The following is an 18,265-nucleotide window of genomic DNA, read 5'->3' as shown; positions in this document are numbered from 1 at the left end:
GGCATGGTGAAGAATCATAAGTTAGCACATAGCATCATTGATGCAGGATTTGGCTATTTACGACAACAAATAAAATATAAAGCTGAATTACGTAATTGCTGATCGGTTCTTTCCAAGCTCTAAAACATGCTCACAATGCGGTCAAATTAAAACAGAGTTACGTTTAAGTGACAGAACGTATCATTGTCATTGCGGTTTAGAAATTGACCGTGACCTCAATGCAGCTCTAAACTTAAAACCTATGGTGTGGACACGTTACAGCCCACCTAAACGCACATAACAGACTTGTCAGACAATGTTTCATTGCTCAGTTGATGACGATGTGAATAAATTGAACTAACAGATTAGTTCAGATTTATAGTAACGGAACAAACCGTGCGTTATGTCACTTCTGTTGAAAGGCTTGCAACTGAAAGAGGAATGCAGCAGGGAGTACAATTAGGTCTATTACAAGGCGAGCAAAATTTATTACTGCGTTTGCTGACCAAGCGTTTTGGCTCACTAACAGAACAATTGAACAATAAAATTAGGCAAGCCAATTTAGAGCAACTAGAGCTTTGGAGTGAACGTATTTTAACTGCCTCTAGTATAAAAGAAGTTTTTGATAATACTGATAATGGTTAAGAAATTGCTATTATTAAATTATTTTTTCGCATCTTTCTAAGTAGAAGCTTTAATGTCCATGATTCCTAGCATCCAAGGTAAAATTATAGTTATCGTTAGTCTATTTGTATTATTTATGTTGGCAACGGTATCTTATACATTTCATATTGTACATTTGCAATCAGCAGATGCGAGTGTGATCGGCATCGCAGCACGTCAATCTATGCTTGTGGTACGGATGGAAAACCAAACCAATCACCTCATCATGTTACTCGAAAGTGAGTCAACAACCGAAGAACCTCAGCAAAAACTATCACAACTGTCTAAATTATTTAACACTAGCTTAAATGCACTCCAGCAAGGTGGCACAACATTAGATACGGCTGACCAATCAATTATAATTCCAAAACCGTTGCCTGAGATTGTGGACAAATTAAACCCCTTACACAAAAACTGGCAACCGATTTACCAAGCGATTCAGGTTTTATTAAATCCTAAAATTGATGTGATTTCTGATGAATTTTATGATGCAGTTGATTTGTTACATCAATCATGGGCAGAACTCTTTAACGCCTCAATAAAAATAGCCAATGCTTTAGAAGTTGAATCTGCTAAAAAAGTTGCGGAACTTAAAATTATTTTATCAATTACACTCGCGCTATTTATAATCTTATCAATCTTGGCTTTATGGCTCAGTTATCACTACATTGCCACCCCTGCTAATATCATTTTGACTGCAACTGAAGATATGATTGATGGTGGTAATCTCGATCAGCAGCTTCCTATTATTGGTCGGGATGAAATTGGTAAAATAGCCAAAGCAGTCAATTTGATGCGGGATAATATTCGCCAATTATATGAAGCCAGTCAAGCCCGCGAAGAATCAGCTCAGCGGATTAACCAAGCGTTGTACAATACTGCAACCAGCGTCATTATTGTGAATAATGAATTCCAAATTATTTTTGTGAATAAATCAGCGCATGATTTATTTCAGGCTTATGCTCAGCCATTGCAAAAATATTTACCCAATCTTGATATATTAAAATTATATGGCTCATCTATTGATATGATCCATCATGATCCTAATTTACAACGAAAATTTTTAATATATTTAAAAGACACACATACCGACCAAATCACATTTGATAAAATGCATTGGGAAGTTGTAACCATCCCTGTCTTTAATAAAGAAGGACAACGCTTAGGCTGGGTTAAAGAATATTTTGATAAAAGTGCTGAGTTTGCGACGAAACAAGAAGTGCATACGGTGATGGAAGCTGCTGCACAAGGCGATTTTAGTCAACGAATTTATTTAGATGATAAAGCCGATTTTTTCCGTGTCATGGGAGAAATTATTAACCATACCTTGCAAACTAATCAGCATATTTTAGAAGAACTCACTTCAGTATTTGACGCGATGGCACAAGGTGATTTAACCCAAAATATCAATAAAAACTATGCAGGCGCGTTGGAAAAACTCAAGCAAGATGTCAATATGACGGTATCTCAACTTACTTATATTTTACAGTCTATTCAAGATGCTGTGGATACAGTACACCAAGCGGCCGATACTATTTTACAAGATAACCTACATTTAAAACAGCGCACAGACCAACAAACATCAGCACTAAATACTTTGAATAATCATATTCATCGCATGGCGAAAGTCTTACAACAAAATGCTCAAAATGCGACTCAAGCCACTCATGTTGCGATGGATAGCAAAGAACAAGCACAACAAGATGCCATTATGGTAAAAAGTGTGTTGCAAGCCATGGATAATATTAAAGCCAGCAGTCATAAAATGTCTGAAATTATTAGCATTATTGACAATATTGCATTTCAAACCAATTTACTTGCACTTAATGCAGCGGTCGAAGCGGCAAGAGCTGGAGACCAAGGTCGAGGCTTTGCTGTGGTTGCAACCGAAGTCCGTAATTTAGCGCAGCGCAGTAAATCAGCAGCGAATGAAATTAAAATCTTAATCCAAGATAGCGTTGTCAAAGTAGAAGAAGGCAATATCCTAGTGAAACAATCCAGTGAAAATCTGGAAAATATGTTGATGGATGTACAAAAAATCAGCGAGTTTATCTTAGAAATTTCGATTGCAAACGAAGAAGAATTGGGAGAAATAGGTAAAATTCATAGCGCATTGAAAGAAATGGAACATATTACCCAACAAAATATTGCGTTAGTTGAAAATACCAGCTCTCAAAGTCAGATTATGCAAGAAAAGGCCAGTAAATTAAAACAACATGCTGCATTTTTTCGAACAAATGCCTAGTTTAGTTGGCTTTTAAGAAAGATAAATGAGAATTATAGTTTTTTTATTTTAAAGTGATACAGGACTAGCAGCCCTCGATTTCAAAAGTAATTGATATTTAAAGTATAAAAGGACTGCCAGTCCTAATATACAAACCGAAATTGACTATAGCTGTTAAATGACTACCTATAATCAGCTTAAACTCAGTTGAATATAGTGTTATGTTTTAAATATTTGGCTTTTATCTCATTTAAAGGCTATTTATCCAAATAATGAATAGATTTTAAAAGTTTTTATGAGCTCATTATTTCTAAGCCCGCCCATCCCTCCAAAACAATCATTTATCTGTAAAAGCACACTCAAATTCACGTCAAGAAAATAAATAAACGCATTTGTCTTAGTCTTGCTAGCATCTTTAGTAGCTAAATGACTAGAATTGCTCATAGGTAGGTTTTAATTTCAGAAATAATAATACTCACCAAATCGTAGCCATAAAACTGCTTGTTGTTATGATGTATGTTGTTTCTATCTCATCTCAGACCACTGACCAAGAGAGAGTTGATGATATGTCTTTTTATAAGGAACATTTTTTGCTGATTGGTTGTGCTATCATTCTGTGGACAAATGTATATGCCTCAGGAACGCTGGCCGCAACAAAATCAGAGCAAATTTATAATTTTGCACAATATGTAAAATGGTCGAAACAAACAAAAACCATTACATTTTGCGTAGCTGGCAATAAGACTGTATTTAACCAATTGAATAGCAAAATAAAAAGTGTAAAGATGATTAAAAGTCGTCCACTTATCGTCAAAACGGTTGCCAGACAGTCGCAATTACCAATATGCTCAATTTTGTATGTTGATAAAGGCAGTGCGCTGATGCCAGCCGCAAAAAAATTGCAAGAGGTATTGACTGTGAGTAATCAAAATAGTTTTGCTAAAAACGTTGGTATTATTGAATTTATTGCTAAAAATCAATTTTGCATTAATCACATTCGAGCTAAAAAACAAGGCGTTTCTTTGCAAGGTAAATTACTGAGGCTTGCCAAAAAATGCCAATAGAGGTGTACTGTGGGTTTTCAAGACTTATCCATTCGCCATAAACTTACAACAATTATACTATTTACCAGTTTATTTGTTCTTGTACTATCAAGTGGCGCATTTATGGTAAATGATTTATGGGTCTTGAATAACTCCATGGAGAAAAACCTTGAAGTACAAACCAATATTATAAAAGTGAACCTTACGCCATTTTTACAATTTGATGATGCTGAAGGTACAGCTGAAATTCTAAAGGGGCTAGGTGAAAATGTGAATGTTGTGCTGGCTCAAGTATACAAAGGTCCAACTCTATTTGCGACCTACATGCGTAGAGATTTACCCCAATTTGGTTTAATTAGCTCACCTCATAACCACAAACTTAGCTCTTCACCTCAGTATTTACAGTATGCTCAACCGATATTATCACCGAATCAAGAAGTATTAGGTACTTTAGTGGTGATACTTAATCGGCGGGCTTTATATCAGCGTATTCAACACTATATGAGCATTGCTTTGGTGATTATTTTAGTGTCGGGCTTCATTGCGCTGATTTTATCTGCTTATTTACAATATATTATTACCCGACCCATTTTGTCGCTAGTTAAAATTACACATCAAATTTCCCATCATAAAAATTATTCAGTACGTGCTAATGTTACCAGCAAAGATGAACTGGGTATTTTAGTGTCGGGTTTTAATACCATGTTAATGGCAATCCAAGAGCGTGATGAGCAATTGGAAAAACATCGTGAAGAACTTGAATTCACTGTTACTAAACGAACCCAAGAGCTCAAAAAAGCCAATCAACAGTTGACTTACCAAGCTTACCACGACGCATTAACCCATTTACCCAACCGAGCTTTATTCATGAAGCGCACTGAGCAAGCTATTAGTCATGCGCAAGTAAATCAAGAAATGCTCGCCATTTTATTTATTGATTTAGATCGGTTTAAATATATCAATGATACTTTAGGCCATACCGCAGGTGATTATTTATTACAACAAGTTGCTAAGCGTTTATTGGCTTGTACTCATGCGCCAGAAGATACTGTTGCCCGTTTAGGTGGCGATGAATTTACTCTATTGTTACGCCATCTTCAATCTCCAACTGATGCCGCATTAATTGCTAATAAAGTTTTAAAGTCATTTGATAAAGCTTTGAAATATAATGAACATGAGCTTTATTCTACACCCAGTATTGGTATTAGCATTTATCCAAAAGATGGGGTTAATGTGGTGACATTGATGAAGACAGCGGATGTAGGCATGTACCGTGCGAAGCAGCAAGGCCGTAATCAATATTGCTTTTATACTGAAAATACGGACATAGCGACAGTATCCCGTTTACGCATGGAAAATAAATTACGCCAAGCATTGGAACAAAATGAATTTGATGTTTGGTATCAGCCGCGTTACTCAATGCCTAGTCATAAAATTGTTGGAGCAGAGGCTTTGTTGCGTTGGCATAGTCCTGAGTTAAAATCCGTCCCCCCTTCTGAATTTATTCCATTAGCAGAAGATATTGGTTTAATCGTGCCTTTAGGCGAATGGGTGTTACGCCAAGCTTGCGAAGAAAATTGTTTATGGCAAACCATGAACTGTCCGCCACTCCATGTTTCTGTCAATTTATCAGCACGCCAGTTTATCCAAGAAGACCTATTGTCTACGATTGCTAATGTGATCGAAGAGACCGAAATGAATCCAGAACGATTGGAATTAGAATTGACTGAAAGTCTCATTATGCCGAACGCAGAAGATACGATTGAAACATTGCGTGGATTGAAAAAATTGGGGATTCAAATTTCTATGGATGATTTTGGCACAGGCTATTCTTCATTAAGTTATTTAAAGCGTTTTCCGATTGATACGGTAAAAATTGACCAATCATTCATTCGAGATATTCATGAAGATGTGGACGATAAAGCCTTAGTCACAGCGATTATTGCTATGGCACATAGCTTAAAATTAGGCGTAGTTGCAGAAGGAGTTGAAACCAGTGAACAACTGACTTTCCTTAATCAATATCAATGTGATTATGTACAAGGTTATCTCTTTGGTCGCCCAATGCCAGCCAAGCAATTCCGTGAATTATTGAGCTATAGTTTGATTCATCCTAGAGTTTAATTTACGAATTAATAACTTTGTCAGTCTGTCAATTGTAATACAGGATTGCCCAATTCTTCATTAATCCAGCTTAATATCCTCTACAAACTTAAGTCAAATCATTACAGGTTATTGAAATAATTTAATAAACTGTGCTGAGTTGTAAAATAAGCTGGAAATGCAAAACAGAATAGTCTACTCTAAAAAAATAATAATCTTTGATTTGAAATGAAAAATGTTAAAAAAACAATATCTTAACAATTTAACCGCACACTAAATGTGTGACATATTTTATATTTGCTTGGGGAGTAAGCAATAATAATAACGGTCAAATCGATTGTTTTGCCTTGCCTGAGCCTAATTGCAGGTGAACTCCATGACCTCATATCATTTATTAGTATTTTTTCTGATATTACCCATACCATTATATGCAACGATTACCCTAGACCATTCTTTAAATCCTGTATCTCATACTCTAATTGATGGCAATATTCCTGAAACTGTTGGACAAAGAGTGGGCAATAATTTATTTCACAGCTTTGAACTATTTAACCTACAACAAAATGAAATAGCCACCTTCTCAGGCAGCCCTGAGATTCAAAACATTATCAGTCGGGTCACAGGTGGAGAACCAAGCTTTATTAATGGCACAATCCGTTCGATAATTCCCAATGCTCATTTCTATTTATTGAACCCTGCTGGCCTGCAATTTGGTGCACATGCCCATTTAGATATTCAAGGTAGCTTTCATGCTTCCACCGCCCATTATTTTGGTTTATCTGATGGCGGCCAGTTCAATGCGAAAAATCCACAAGATAGCTTATTAACTGCCGCGCCAATCAGTGCTTTTGGCTTTCTACAAGCTGCTGCACCAATTCAAGTACAAGGCTATGCGGAATTAGAATCAACGAGCAATATCACTACAGGTCTTAGTGTTCCAACAGGTCAGACTCTATCTCTGATTGGTGGTGAGATTAACATTCAACAAGGCAGCTTTTTTTATAACAGCTGGTTAGATAGTCGTGGAAAAACCATTATTTCGACTCAACGTTTGCCTGTGTTATCTGCGCCCGATGGACAGCTTAATTTAATTGCTACGGCGGGTGTGGGTGAACTCAGTTTAAATGATGCTGATTTGAACCTATCCCAATTTTCACAATTGGCCAATATTAATATCCAACAACAATCCAAGCTTGATGTCAGTGGTCAAGGCGGTGGCAAAATTTTGATTCGTGCAGGACAATTTGTTTTACAAGACAGTGTATTACAATCACATTCAATAGGTAATATTAGCGGTGGGGCAATTGATGTGCAGGCCGAACATATTGGATTAATCCAAGGTTCACAGATCAGCAGTCAAACCTTGGGTTATGGAACGGGTGCACATATTTCACTACAAGCAAACCAATCTTTCACTATTTCAGGTAAAAATAATGACAGCATTCAAGCGTATCCATTAAGTTCTAAAACCAAAGGTTCAGGGCGTGGTGGCAATATTCAAATTCAAGCAAATTCGATTGAAATTATTGATAATGATTTAAAGTCTAGTGCCGATGCTTCAGGTCATGGTGGTGATATTAAACTCGAAGCCAAACAAATAGTTAAATTGAAAGATGCAATTATTTATGTCAATGCTTACAGTCAAGAACTAGATGCGGGTGACAGTGGCCGCGTTATTATTGAAGCAGAAAATATTGAAATGGCAGGTGGGATGATTAATGTCGGGGTATTTGGTTCTGGGCAAGGTGGGAACATCCAGCTCAAAGCTACAGAAAATATTGATTTAATTGATAATATACATTTGTATTCAGATGCTTATATCGGGCAAGGTAATGGTGGCGATACCATTGTGGAAGCACGAAATATTACTTTAAGAGACGGCGCATTCATCGATACAACCGCTAAAAATCATTTAGGCAATGCAGGCAGAATTATTTTAAAAGCCACAGATACAGTGACTATTTCAGGTGTTAGCCAAGAAGGCAAAGGCAAAGCCAGTGCGCTTAAATCAGGTTCGTTGAGTTTAGAAAAAAGTGAATCAGGCAAAGGTGGCTTAATTCAAGTTGAAGCTGGGCAGTTAATTTTAACCGATGGAGGTTTGATTAGCAGCAGTTCTGATGCACCCGCGTGGGGACAAAGCAGAGATGCGGGACAAATTATTATTCGAGTCAATGGTGAAACTCGATTGTCAGGTGTCAATGAGTTTGGTGAAAATCGGGAAGGCTTCGGCTCAGGAATTTATGCACGCTCAATCGGAGTTGATAATAATACAGGCAATAGCGGTTTGATTGATTTGCAAACAGGTTCACTCATTATTGAACATGGTGCGGTGATTGAAACCAATACAAATATTCAAGCCCAAGGCGGTGATATTCATATTGAGGTGCAAGGCGATGCACATATTTCTGGTACAGCTGAAGGGATTGCGATAAAAGAAGCGGGTAATACTCAACTACGTTATCTATCTGAATTTTCCCCTCAAACTTATAATCAATCTGCCAGTGGTATTTATGCACGTACCACGGGTACAGATGGAAAATCAGGCCAAGGCGGCTCAATCAGCATTTCTGCAAACCAACTGACTTTAATTAATAAAGCTCAAATTTCAACTTCAAGTACAGGTGATGGACAAGCAGGCAATATTTCCCTCACTCTGAATAAACTGGTTATGGATGATAATGCTTTGATTACTTCTGATAGTCAGGCAACCAATCAATATGTTTATGCTAATGAAACTGAACGCAGTCAACAAATGTTAGTTGCTGGTGATGTGGTTAAAGTATTGGACAGTGGAGGGCGCATTGCTTATTACGCACATAGCGGCAACAATTTGATGCGGATTAATTACATTCAAAGCGTACCTGATATGGAAACGTTGCAGAAGCTGACTAAAACCTATTTAATTCGGAATGGCGATGTAGTGCGAGTTGAAGAGACTGGATTGAAATATATGTACGAAGATTTATATGGTGTATTCCAAGTCTGGACCGCATTTGATGAATCACAAAGTGTATTAGAATTTGATACCAAAGAAGCTTTATTTGCGGCGGTTGACGGTTGGTATGATGGGATTGAGCGTCCTGTCCCCTATCCTTATGGCACGGTGATGCGGGTGGCAGATTCTGGGGATGGTAAGCCCGCAACTTATGTTTATTCTGGATTATTAGACCCTTTTAATAATTTTTATTTAGCCAAACCAATTGGTTTACATCGTTATGAAGTGAATAGCATCGCTGAACTACAAATCTTGCCTGAAACAACCTCAATTTCGAATGGTTCACTGGCAGTATTAAATGAGGGTCAGCATAACAATTATTTTATTTACAATGATGGTCAATGGTTAGATTTAAGTGATAATGAAACCCATACGGTGGATAATTTGGCTGAGCAAAATGAATTAAAGGTTGCTCATACGGGCTATACCACGCAGCTAAGCGAATCAGGCATTACTGAAATTTATGACGGCCAGCAATGGATTGCTTTAAATGCAACTTATCGTGTAGACGATATTATACAACGTGATGGCTTACAGGCTCAAAATGGCGATTTGGTTACGGTTGAACAGGCTGAAAATGGACAAGCCGCCAGTTATGTATATCATAATGGACAATGGCTAACTCAAATTAAAGGCGGTAATGCAGGTCAATTAAATCTTAATATTCGTGATAGTTTATATCTTTCTCAAGGCAGTCAAATTACCACAGAATCAATCAGTGCAGGTGGTGGAGGTATTCAAATTGAGACTCAAGGTGTGATGTTTTTAGACCATGCGCAGATATCAACCAGTGTACAAGAAGGGGCTGGTAATGGTGGTGATTTAAGTATTACTGAACCGCGATTTTTAACACTCAATCAATCTAGTATTACCGCACAAGCTTATAAAGGATATGGTGGCAATATTTTGATTGTGGCGAATGAATTTATTAACTCATCGAATAGCTTTATCAGCGCGTCTTCTGATTTGGGAATTGATGGTAATGTAGAAGTCAGTCCACCTGATGAGACCATTAGTAATAATTTAATGATCTTATCCAAGGATTTTTTAAAGGCGGTTAAGATTGTCGATCCTTGTCAGCAATCACGCCATCATGCTCAAGCTATAACAAAAATGGAAGCTTCTTTTAGTTTGAAAGCCAATTTTTACCGTTATATCAATGACTCATTAGACAATTGGCAACCCTTCCGTATGGACAATAATTTTGCTAATCATTCTTTGAGTTGCGAATAAAACAAGCTAAATCTGAATGTCGCCAATCATATCGTATAACGGCCCCAAAACAGACATCATAATCCAGCCTAATAATAATCCCATAATCACTGTCATTGTGGGTTCAATCAAGGCTTGGATTTTATCAATACCTTCTTTGACTTCACGGTCATAAAAATAGCTGACATTTGATAATGATTTGTCCAATTCACCCGTTGCTTCGCCAATTTTCACCATCCGCAAGACTAAAGGTGGAAATAAACGCACCCGCTTGAAACTTTCAGTGATACCAACACCATCCGCAATTTGGTCAATCACTTGTTGCAATGCTGTTTCAATCACTAAATTATCTGCCATCTTTTGGCTTAAACGTAAACTTTCCAATACCGTAATGCCCGAACCATATAATAATGCAAAGAATGTTGCAAAACGGGCTAAGATAATTTTTTCTAAAATAGGTCCGACAACCCAGATTTTTAATTTTATTCTGTCAAAGATAAAACGCGCTTTAAAACTAAAATGCAACAAGGTTTTCAACAGAGCAACGACCGCAAACGGCATTCCTAAAATGATATACCAATAATCAACAAAGAAATTAGAAATCAAAACTAACATCTTAGTATGAGTGGGTAATTCCACATCCATTGAATCAAAAAAACTGATTAATTCAGGGACAAGATAAACCATCATAAAAAAAGTGACACCAAAAATTGCAGCCCCCATAAAAGCAGGATACATCAGTAATTTTTTGGTTTTAGAAACCAGTTCATCATGCCATTTTAGAGTTTCACTTAAATGAGCAAAGACCACGTTTAACTTACCACTTTGTTCGCCTGCCAGCACCAAACTCATCATTACTTGATTAAATACATCTGGATAATGTTCCATGGCTTCGGACAAATTCTCGCCACCTTGAATATGCTCAATCAGGCTAGACACCACTTCCCGAAATCGAGATTGGGGCAAAGTATCACGTAAATCTTCCAAGCTTTCGACAATCGGCACACCTGCTCGTATCAATTGTTCCATATGAAAACAAAAGGTAATCAATTCTTGTCGAGTGACTTTGCCAACCCGCTGAGAACGTGATTTACGGGCTTTATAATGAATTAAATCTAAACCCATACGTTCTAAACGAGATTCTAAATCATTGATATTATTTGCTGTTACTTGTCCTTGAATCAAACGGCCATGATTGTCCATTGCTTTATAAGAATATTGTTGAGACATGGATAGTGCATCATTTTTGGATAGATTCCAATAGTATAACCCACCCATATTGAAGAATATGGCATCTAAGAGCTTATTTCCGCATAAAAATATAGAAAAGCATTCAGAGTATTGAAACACATTGTATAAAAAAATATTGTTGAATAGCGATTTTATAAGCCACATTATTTTGATGTACTGCTATCTGTTAGACGTGTTCTATAGTAATTTTACTTTAAAGTGATACAGGACTAGCAGCCCTTATTTTTAATAAGTGATTAATATTTAAAGAATTTCAGGACTGCCAGTCCTCGCACTTAAGATAGAATTGACTATACAATGGATTATGATCCTTTATTTAGTTTCATCTGTTATTTGATTTCAATATTATATATTTTGCTTTCTACAAATGTCAAAAAGCCCCTGAGACATTCATCCCAAGGGCCTTTTTATCAATCTATCTAACTAAGAAAAATCAAATTAGAAAGAGTGACGAACACCTAAAGTAAATACATTTTCATCACGATAGTCGTTGTCACTGTCAGTTTGACGGTAGCCAACATAAGCCATAGTACGTTTGCTGAATTTATATTTTGCACCAATAGCGAAGCTTAATGCGTCATCTTCTTCTAAGTCATCATCAGAGTAGCTTGCAACCCATGCAGCTAAAGAAACGTTGTTGATGCCATAATCGACAGAACCTAAAATGTATTGGCCTTGACCACCAGTCATAGTACCCATTTCAGCATCTTCGAATTGTAAACCAAGTTTCAAACCAGCAAATTTAGCTTGTGCACCAATTTTCCAGTTACTGAAGCCATCGTCTTCGTCTGCTTCGTCACTACTAGTGATATCATTAGTAACGTTTGTAATGTTGTTAGTTAAATCAGTGTATGCGCCAGCAGCGAAGATAGTGAAGTTTTCAGCAGAATATTTTAATTCAACTAAGCCCGCACCGTCCATGCCAGTACCTTTATCAACAACACCTTGAAGGCTTGCTGAGAAACCACCGAATTTAGCACCAATTTCAACTACGTTTTCAACATAGCTGCTATGTGTGAATGCACCATAAGGAGAATGTGTTTGCTTAGATGTTACTAAGTATTCACCAGCATTGATGCTAGGGTCTGCTTTTAACGAATCAATTTGATCTTTTAAAGGACCATAAGCACAACCGCTGCAGTCTTTTAATGCAACAGGAGCTAAGTAAGTGCTACCAGTCATACCACCACCAGTACCACGAGCTTGTAATGAAGTACCTGCCCAAGGATCAACTAAACCTTTAGATGCTTTGTATGCGCCAGTCATTTTACCTAAACGGAAGTAAGCAACTGAGCCTTTCAAACCAACGTAAGTTTCTTGACCACTTACTAAACCTTTGTTAGCAAAAGTACTGAAAGCTGCTGTGTAACGACCGTAAGCTTTTAATCCACCGCCTAAAGACTCTTCAAAGTCAAGACGAATATGGTTAGGACCACCATTGAAACCAGCACCAACGCCATCATTAGTATAACTTTCGCGGTCGTAGTTGCCCACTTCAGCGTAGTTATATTCGCCTTGGATATTACCAGATAATTTTACGTCAGCAGTTGCTGCCATAGGTGCTGCAAAAGCAGTTGCCACAGCAAGAACAAGAACTTTGCGATTCATAAAGTTTCTCCGTTTAAAATTTAAAAAATGATTGAAGCCTAAGCTTAAAACTTTATTCCCTGTTGCACTTACACAACAAAGAATCTTAATAATTCATTAACGTAATTCGATACAGACAAATTTATCAAGTCATTTGTATTGTCTATTGACTTGCAAACCATAACCTAGCGCGAAACAAAATGCAACAGTTTGTCTGCAAAAAAACCACAACTCAACATTTGTTGTTAAAATGATACACCATTTTATAACAAAGTGCTACATACAATCATTCAAAATCTAAAACTAATTGTATATCTTTAAGATATTCCCGCTCTTGCTCTAAATCAGCATGAGTTAAAGGGTGTGTTTCTAGCCATTGTGGCGGAAATTGCACTTTAATACCACTGTCTGTTGTTTGCAACACTATTTCTGGCATTTGGTCGATAGGGGTACGACTTCTGTGCACGAGTACAGCCAAACGCAACAGAATGCACAAGCGTTGTAATTTTGCCTTTTCTGATGGGCTGCATGTTTCACAAGCCTCTGTAGTAGGGAAGCGGCGACGATGCGAACGAACTAAAGTTGCTAAAAAGACTTGTTCTTGGCGAGAGAAACCCGCTAAATCTGAATAAGTGATTAAATATTCACCATGTTTATGGTAGCTATCATGAGCGATACTTAGACCAATTTCATGTAAACGTGCGCCCCAACTTAACATGGCGGCATAATCTTCTTGTTTATTCAAATGCCAGTCCTCAGCAATCTGAGATAAAAAGGCCAAAGCTGTATTTTCAACTCGAGCTGCTTGTTGGCTATCGACTGAATAACGTGAGATGAGATTTTGAATCGTTGTATCACGTGCATCTTCACGAGTAATACGCCCAAGTAAGTCTAAGACCACCCCTTCACGCAATGCACTATCAGAAGCTTTCATCGATTCTAAATTGAGTGCATCGAAAATCCCCGAAATAATTGCAACACCACCAGCAAAAACTGGGGTACGACGCGTACTAAGTCCTTTTAGTTTTAAATTGTCTACATGCTCGGCCTCAAGCAATGCCGCTTTTAAATGTTGTAAGCCTTGGCGCGAAATTTTATTGTCCCAACCCATCTCACGGATGACCCGTTCAACAGAACGCAATGTACCCGCTGCACCAATCGCCATATCCCAGCCTAGTTCTTTAAAACGATATTTGATTACTTGTAATTCTTGTTGAGCATGAATTTCAGCACGGCGCATGGGCTTTGCTTTAATTTCGCCATTATAAAAGTAACGCTGGGTCATACTGACACAACCCATGTTTAAACTTTCACGTTCAAGCGTGTCAAATTTCTGCCCAATAATAAATTCGGTACTGCCACCACCGATATCAACGACTAAGGTTTTTTCATCTGTGGAAGCCAGTGTATGCGCCACACCCAAGTAAATTAAACGGGCTTCTTCCCGACCAGAGACAATTTCAATCGGGTGATTAAGCACTTGTTCTGCTTGTTGTAAAAATCCTTGCGCATTCACCGCAGCTCGAAATACATTTGTACCAACAATACGCACACTATCTACGGGCATGTCATGTAAGCGTTGTCCAAATCGAGCTAAGCAGTCTAAAGCACGTTGCTGAGACTCTTCTGAAAGATAATTGTACTTATCTAGGCCTCCACCTAAGCGCACCATTTCTTTAAGTCTATCTAATACATGAATTTGCCCATCTTTAAAACGCGCAACAATCATGTGAAAACTATTTGAGCCTAAATCTACAGCCGCAACCACTTCCGTGTCAGGAGGTTGTTGAAAAAAATTGGGTAAAATATACATTATGTTATTTCCACTCATCCGTAACGCGCTAATAATAATGAAGCAATACACAGAATGCTAGCGTTGTTTCTTGCAAAATGACTGAGATAGTTTAAGTTAGGTATGGGTTTGATTAAAAAATAAGAGGCTTAAGTAATGAATAGCAGATTGAGTTAAATCCGTGACAATAAAGCCAGAACCTAAAATTTTAACCATTAAATCAGACTCTGATAACGCATTTCCGCAAAGTGCGATAATAATAGACAGGAGTCCAAAGCTGAAGCTTTAAGCATCATCCAGATAGGCAAATAAGACGATGTTTTTTGAAATCACTCCCAAACAATCTGCTGTCTGAGAGTGAAATAATATTACTGAGCGACCTGTTTTAAATCTGAAGGTAACAATTGATAACCTTGAGATTGACCTGTTGAACCAACCGATTGAGTAGAGAAGTTCACATTAAATCCAGTGCTAAAATCAACACCCGAATAACTATCATCAACATTAATATTACTGGGTCGGGATAGGGTTAAATATGCACCACACGCTTCACCCGGTTCACAAATTACATTATTATTATTCGCATCAGTACCTGCAACCACTTGGTAATTACCCGTTAAGATGTTGGTAAAACGAAAATCATAGATGCCGTCCAGAGCCGAGGCTGAAGTCTGTTTAACCGTTTCTTGCGAATCAGTATCAATCAATAAAATATAATGATGACCACCATCACCTGATTGGGTACTTGGATCGTCATTATTGACTTGCCAGATCACAGGAATATTGATGGTATTAACACTACTACTGATTTTGATGATTGCACTATAAGTACCAGACTCTAAACCACTACGATTGACTCTAATTTCATATTCACCTAAACCAAAGCCATTGACAGTAACATAACCGCTGGCATCATCTGAAATATCTAAAATTCGTAATGTGCCATTACCACCATTGCCTATGCTTAAGGTTGCAGTAGTTGAGCTTGAACCAAAGTTTAGTGATTGTGGTGTGACGACCAAAACAGGATCAGCTTGCACACCAGTATCATCTTGTCCAAATTGGGCAGCTGCTAATACTGCTTTATTCGCATCAAGCAAACCATAACCAAAACTGCTATCACGCCCTTCTGTACCAATATCAGATGTAATCGCACCACTGCTGATTAAATTGTCTACGTTTTCAGGCGTTAAATCTGGATTCGCCGCCTTCATCAATGAAATAACACCAGCAACATGTGGAGTGGCCATTGAAGTACCTACGAGAGAGTAATACTCAAATTTAATTTGGCCTGTGCTGTCATCACCAATTGTACTGATAATGCCATCAGGTACACCATCACCATTGATGTCGGGCGTGTTATCACCACCTGGAGCAGCAATATCTACAAATTCATTATAGTTAGAATAAGACGCTTTTTTACGGCTCATATCAACAGCGGCAACTGAAATTACCCCCGGCAATGACGCTGGATAATATGGTGTACGGGAATTATCATTACCTGCCGCAGCAACAATGAATACACCTGCATTTCGTGCTTGTTGGATTACTGCTTGGAAACGTGAGGAAATACTAGGCCCACCTAAACTCAAATTGATGATGTGTGCCGTGCGCCCCGGAATTGAGCCTGAATCATTATCAATACCAATGGCATAACGAATGGCTTGTTCAACGCTATAATCACTACCGTTACCATTTTTGCCTAATACTCGTAAAGGCATAATCTTAGTTTGCCAGCCCACACCTGCAATCCCTTCATTATTATTACTCAACGCACCAACAACGCCCGCAACATGAGTTCCATGGAAACTACTGCCACCGACACTTTGGTCACCGGGGTCATCAGGGTTAGAGTCAATCCCATCGCCATCGATTGAAACACTGGTATCAGAAATAAAATCATAGCCTTGAGCAAATTTACCTTGCAAATCAGGATGGCGCAGTAACACACCTGTATCAATCACAGCAACAATCACCGACGAACTACCCACAGTAGTATCCCATGCTTGTGGCAAATTCATCATTTGATAGTTCCATTGATAACGATAAAACGAATCATTTGGAGTTGCTTGGGCAGATAATATGTAGTTTGGGGTTGCAGCTAAAATATCATCACGGCGACTTAAGCATTTTGCCAACATCAAGGTACTGAATTTGGCTTTTAATTCATCTGGGATTTCAGTTGCACCAAAGTCTGTAGTAATACATCCATTAGGACGATTAAATTGTTGTGCTGACAGGGTATTTTCAACATCAAACTGATAACGACTACGGCGCTCAGTATTAACACGCTGAGAACTTAAGCCAAGGCTGCTTAACGCATTCAACGCTTGATAAGTCAACTGTTCATCATCAGGCTGGAATTCAACTAATACATCACCTTCGACAATATTATCAGTTAAACGAGGTATGATGCTTAAGCTAGTTTGCTGTAATGCTTGACCAATATTTAACACATAATTTGATGCACCGAGATGGGCATGAACTTGAATAAAATAAGAACCATCCGCGGGCACAGTAATACTTTCCGTTGCACCTTCACCAACTGACGCATTTAAAATATTACCCGCACTATCTAATAAGCCTAAATCCAAATCATTAACTGCTAAATCATCGTTGGCAACAAATAAATTTAAAATTTGTCCTTGTTGCAATGAAGCTCGAAAATAATCATCAATATCCCCATTGTTACGTGAGTTACCAGTATTACCTGATCCCGGACGATTGACATAACCACCTAAAATCACGGGGTTAGGAATAGGCTGAGCTGACTCAAAGTCATTATTAGTATTATTTAACGCATTGACATCATTGACATCGCTGTCGGTTGCGGTATTGCTGGCTGCGACAATTTTACCCACGAGGGTATGGGTTTGGGCAACAGGTGGCGTTGTTGTGTTGTTGTTATTAGATGATGACGAGGAGCTATCATCACTACTGCCACATGCGGCAAGAGTAAACAATATTATTAAGTAAAACCAAAGACGTTTAACAAGCATAGTGTTAGATTCCATTAGTCGTAAAAAATCTATAAATCTTTATACCGACTGTATTTCACAATGTAAAGTGATTCTATTTGGATGTGCAAGGATTCTATTGTGAGCACAGAGTTGTGATAACTTTAAGGCAAGAGCCTAGAACCAGCAGAAGAAATAGATAAAGTAGAAGTGCATCTGCCAAACAGTTGTCATTGTTGTGGTCATCTATTTGGAGAAGCTGAAGAATATGAAGTAGTTCAAAGTAGACACGTATTTAATATATAGTCAATTTCGGTTTATGGGACTGGCAGTCCTTTTACACTTTAAATATCAATCAATTTCAAAATCTAGGACTGCCAGTCCTGTATCACTTTAGAATAAAATGACTATACCTGAGCCGAAATTAAAGGAGATCAAGATTTATATTGCCTAGATAAA

10 protein-coding genes are annotated in these 18,265 nt (G+C 37.9%); 6 read left to right on the top strand and 4 right to left on the bottom strand.

The window, feature by feature from the left end; translation table 11 throughout:
* Window positions 1-76 precede the first annotated feature (76 nt).
* The 6 genes from ABXH34_RS05005 (at window position 77) to ABXH34_RS04980 (ending at window position 10,240) form a co-directional block, all read left to right on the top strand.
* Entirely contained in the window at window positions 77-280 is a 204-nt protein-coding gene (locus ABXH34_RS05005; protein ID WP_353570770.1) for a zinc ribbon domain-containing protein, read from the top strand.
* Between the two features lie 95 nt (window positions 281-375).
* Window positions 376-624, top strand: a complete 249-nt coding sequence (locus tag ABXH34_RS05000) for a DUF4351 domain-containing protein (RefSeq protein WP_353570769.1) — start codon at window positions 376-378, stop codon at window positions 622-624.
* 52 nt (window positions 625-676) lie between these two features.
* A complete protein-coding gene (locus ABXH34_RS04995; RefSeq protein WP_353570768.1) occupies window positions 677-2,887 on the top strand; it encodes a methyl-accepting chemotaxis protein in 2,211 nt (736 codons plus the stop codon).
* Window positions 2,888-3,432: 545 nt separating this feature from the next.
* Entirely contained in the window at window positions 3,433-3,930 is a 498-nt protein-coding gene (locus ABXH34_RS04990; RefSeq protein WP_353570767.1) for a YfiR family protein, read from the top strand.
* Between the two features lie 102 nt (window positions 3,931-4,032).
* Window positions 4,033-6,033 (top strand): bifunctional diguanylate cyclase/phosphodiesterase, encoded by a 2,001-nt coding sequence (locus tag ABXH34_RS04985; protein ID WP_353570766.1) that lies wholly within the window; start codon window positions 4,033-4,035, stop codon window positions 6,031-6,033.
* A gap of 355 nt (window positions 6,034-6,388) precedes the next feature.
* Window positions 6,389-10,240, top strand: coding sequence for a two-partner secretion domain-containing protein (locus tag ABXH34_RS04980; RefSeq protein WP_353570765.1), 3,852 nt, complete (start codon window positions 6,389-6,391; stop codon window positions 10,238-10,240).
* 6 nt (window positions 10,241-10,246) lie between these two features.
* Here ABXH34_RS04980 and ABXH34_RS04975 read toward each other — a convergent pair whose 3' ends face one another.
* From ABXH34_RS04975 to ABXH34_RS04960, 4 genes are all read right to left on the bottom strand, one after another.
* Window positions 10,247-11,449: a type II secretion system F family protein gene (locus tag ABXH34_RS04975; RefSeq protein WP_353570764.1), complete on the bottom strand. Its 1,203-nt coding sequence runs from the start codon at window positions 11,447-11,449 to the stop codon at window positions 10,247-10,249.
* Between the two features lie 459 nt (window positions 11,450-11,908).
* The gene (locus ABXH34_RS04970) at window positions 11,909-13,078 is read right to left on the bottom strand and encodes a porin (RefSeq protein ID WP_353570763.1); all 1,170 of its coding nucleotides are present in this window, start codon (window positions 13,076-13,078) and stop codon (window positions 11,909-11,911) included.
* Between the two features lie 265 nt (window positions 13,079-13,343).
* The gene (gene ppx / locus ABXH34_RS04965; RefSeq protein ID WP_353570762.1) at window positions 13,344-14,870 is read right to left on the bottom strand and encodes an exopolyphosphatase; all 1,527 of its coding nucleotides are present in this window, start codon (window positions 14,868-14,870) and stop codon (window positions 13,344-13,346) included.
* A gap of 347 nt (window positions 14,871-15,217) precedes the next feature.
* On the bottom strand, window positions 15,218-17,848 hold the full coding sequence (locus ABXH34_RS04960; RefSeq protein WP_353570761.1) for a S8 family peptidase: 2,631 nt from the start codon (window positions 17,846-17,848) through the stop codon (window positions 15,218-15,220).
* Between the last annotated feature and the right edge of the window lie 417 nt (window positions 17,849-18,265).

It is taken from the genome of Candidatus Albibeggiatoa sp. nov. BB20 (assembly GCA_016744725.1).
Taxonomy (GTDB): domain Bacteria; phylum Pseudomonadota; class Gammaproteobacteria; order Beggiatoales; family Beggiatoaceae; genus Albibeggiatoa.
This window is presented reverse-complemented; position numbering and strand designations above follow the sequence as displayed.

Coding starts and splice junctions, on each gene's coding strand:
- ABXH34_RS04985 (WP_353570766.1), top strand. CDS start 4,033: ATGGTAAATGATTTATGGGTCTTGAATAACTCCATGGAGAAAAACCTT.
- ABXH34_RS04980 (WP_353570765.1), top strand. CDS start 6,389: ATGACCTCATATCATTTATTAGTATTTTTTCTGATATTACCCATACCA.
- ABXH34_RS04990 (WP_353570767.1), top strand. CDS start 3,433: ATGTCTTTTTATAAGGAACATTTTTTGCTGATTGGTTGTGCTATCATT.
- ABXH34_RS04975 (WP_353570764.1), bottom strand. CDS start 11,449: ATGTCTCAACAATATTCTTATAAAGCAATGGACAATCATGGCCGTTTG.
- ppx (WP_353570762.1), bottom strand. CDS start 14,870: ATGTATATTTTACCCAATTTTTTTCAACAACCTCCTGACACGGAAGTG.
- ABXH34_RS04995 (WP_353570768.1), top strand. CDS start 677: ATGTCCATGATTCCTAGCATCCAAGGTAAAATTATAGTTATCGTTAGT.
- ABXH34_RS04960 (WP_353570761.1), bottom strand. CDS start 17,848: ATGCTTGTTAAACGTCTTTGGTTTTACTTAATAATATTGTTTACTCTT.
- ABXH34_RS04970 (WP_353570763.1), bottom strand. CDS start 13,078: ATGAATCGCAAAGTTCTTGTTCTTGCTGTGGCAACTGCTTTTGCAGCA.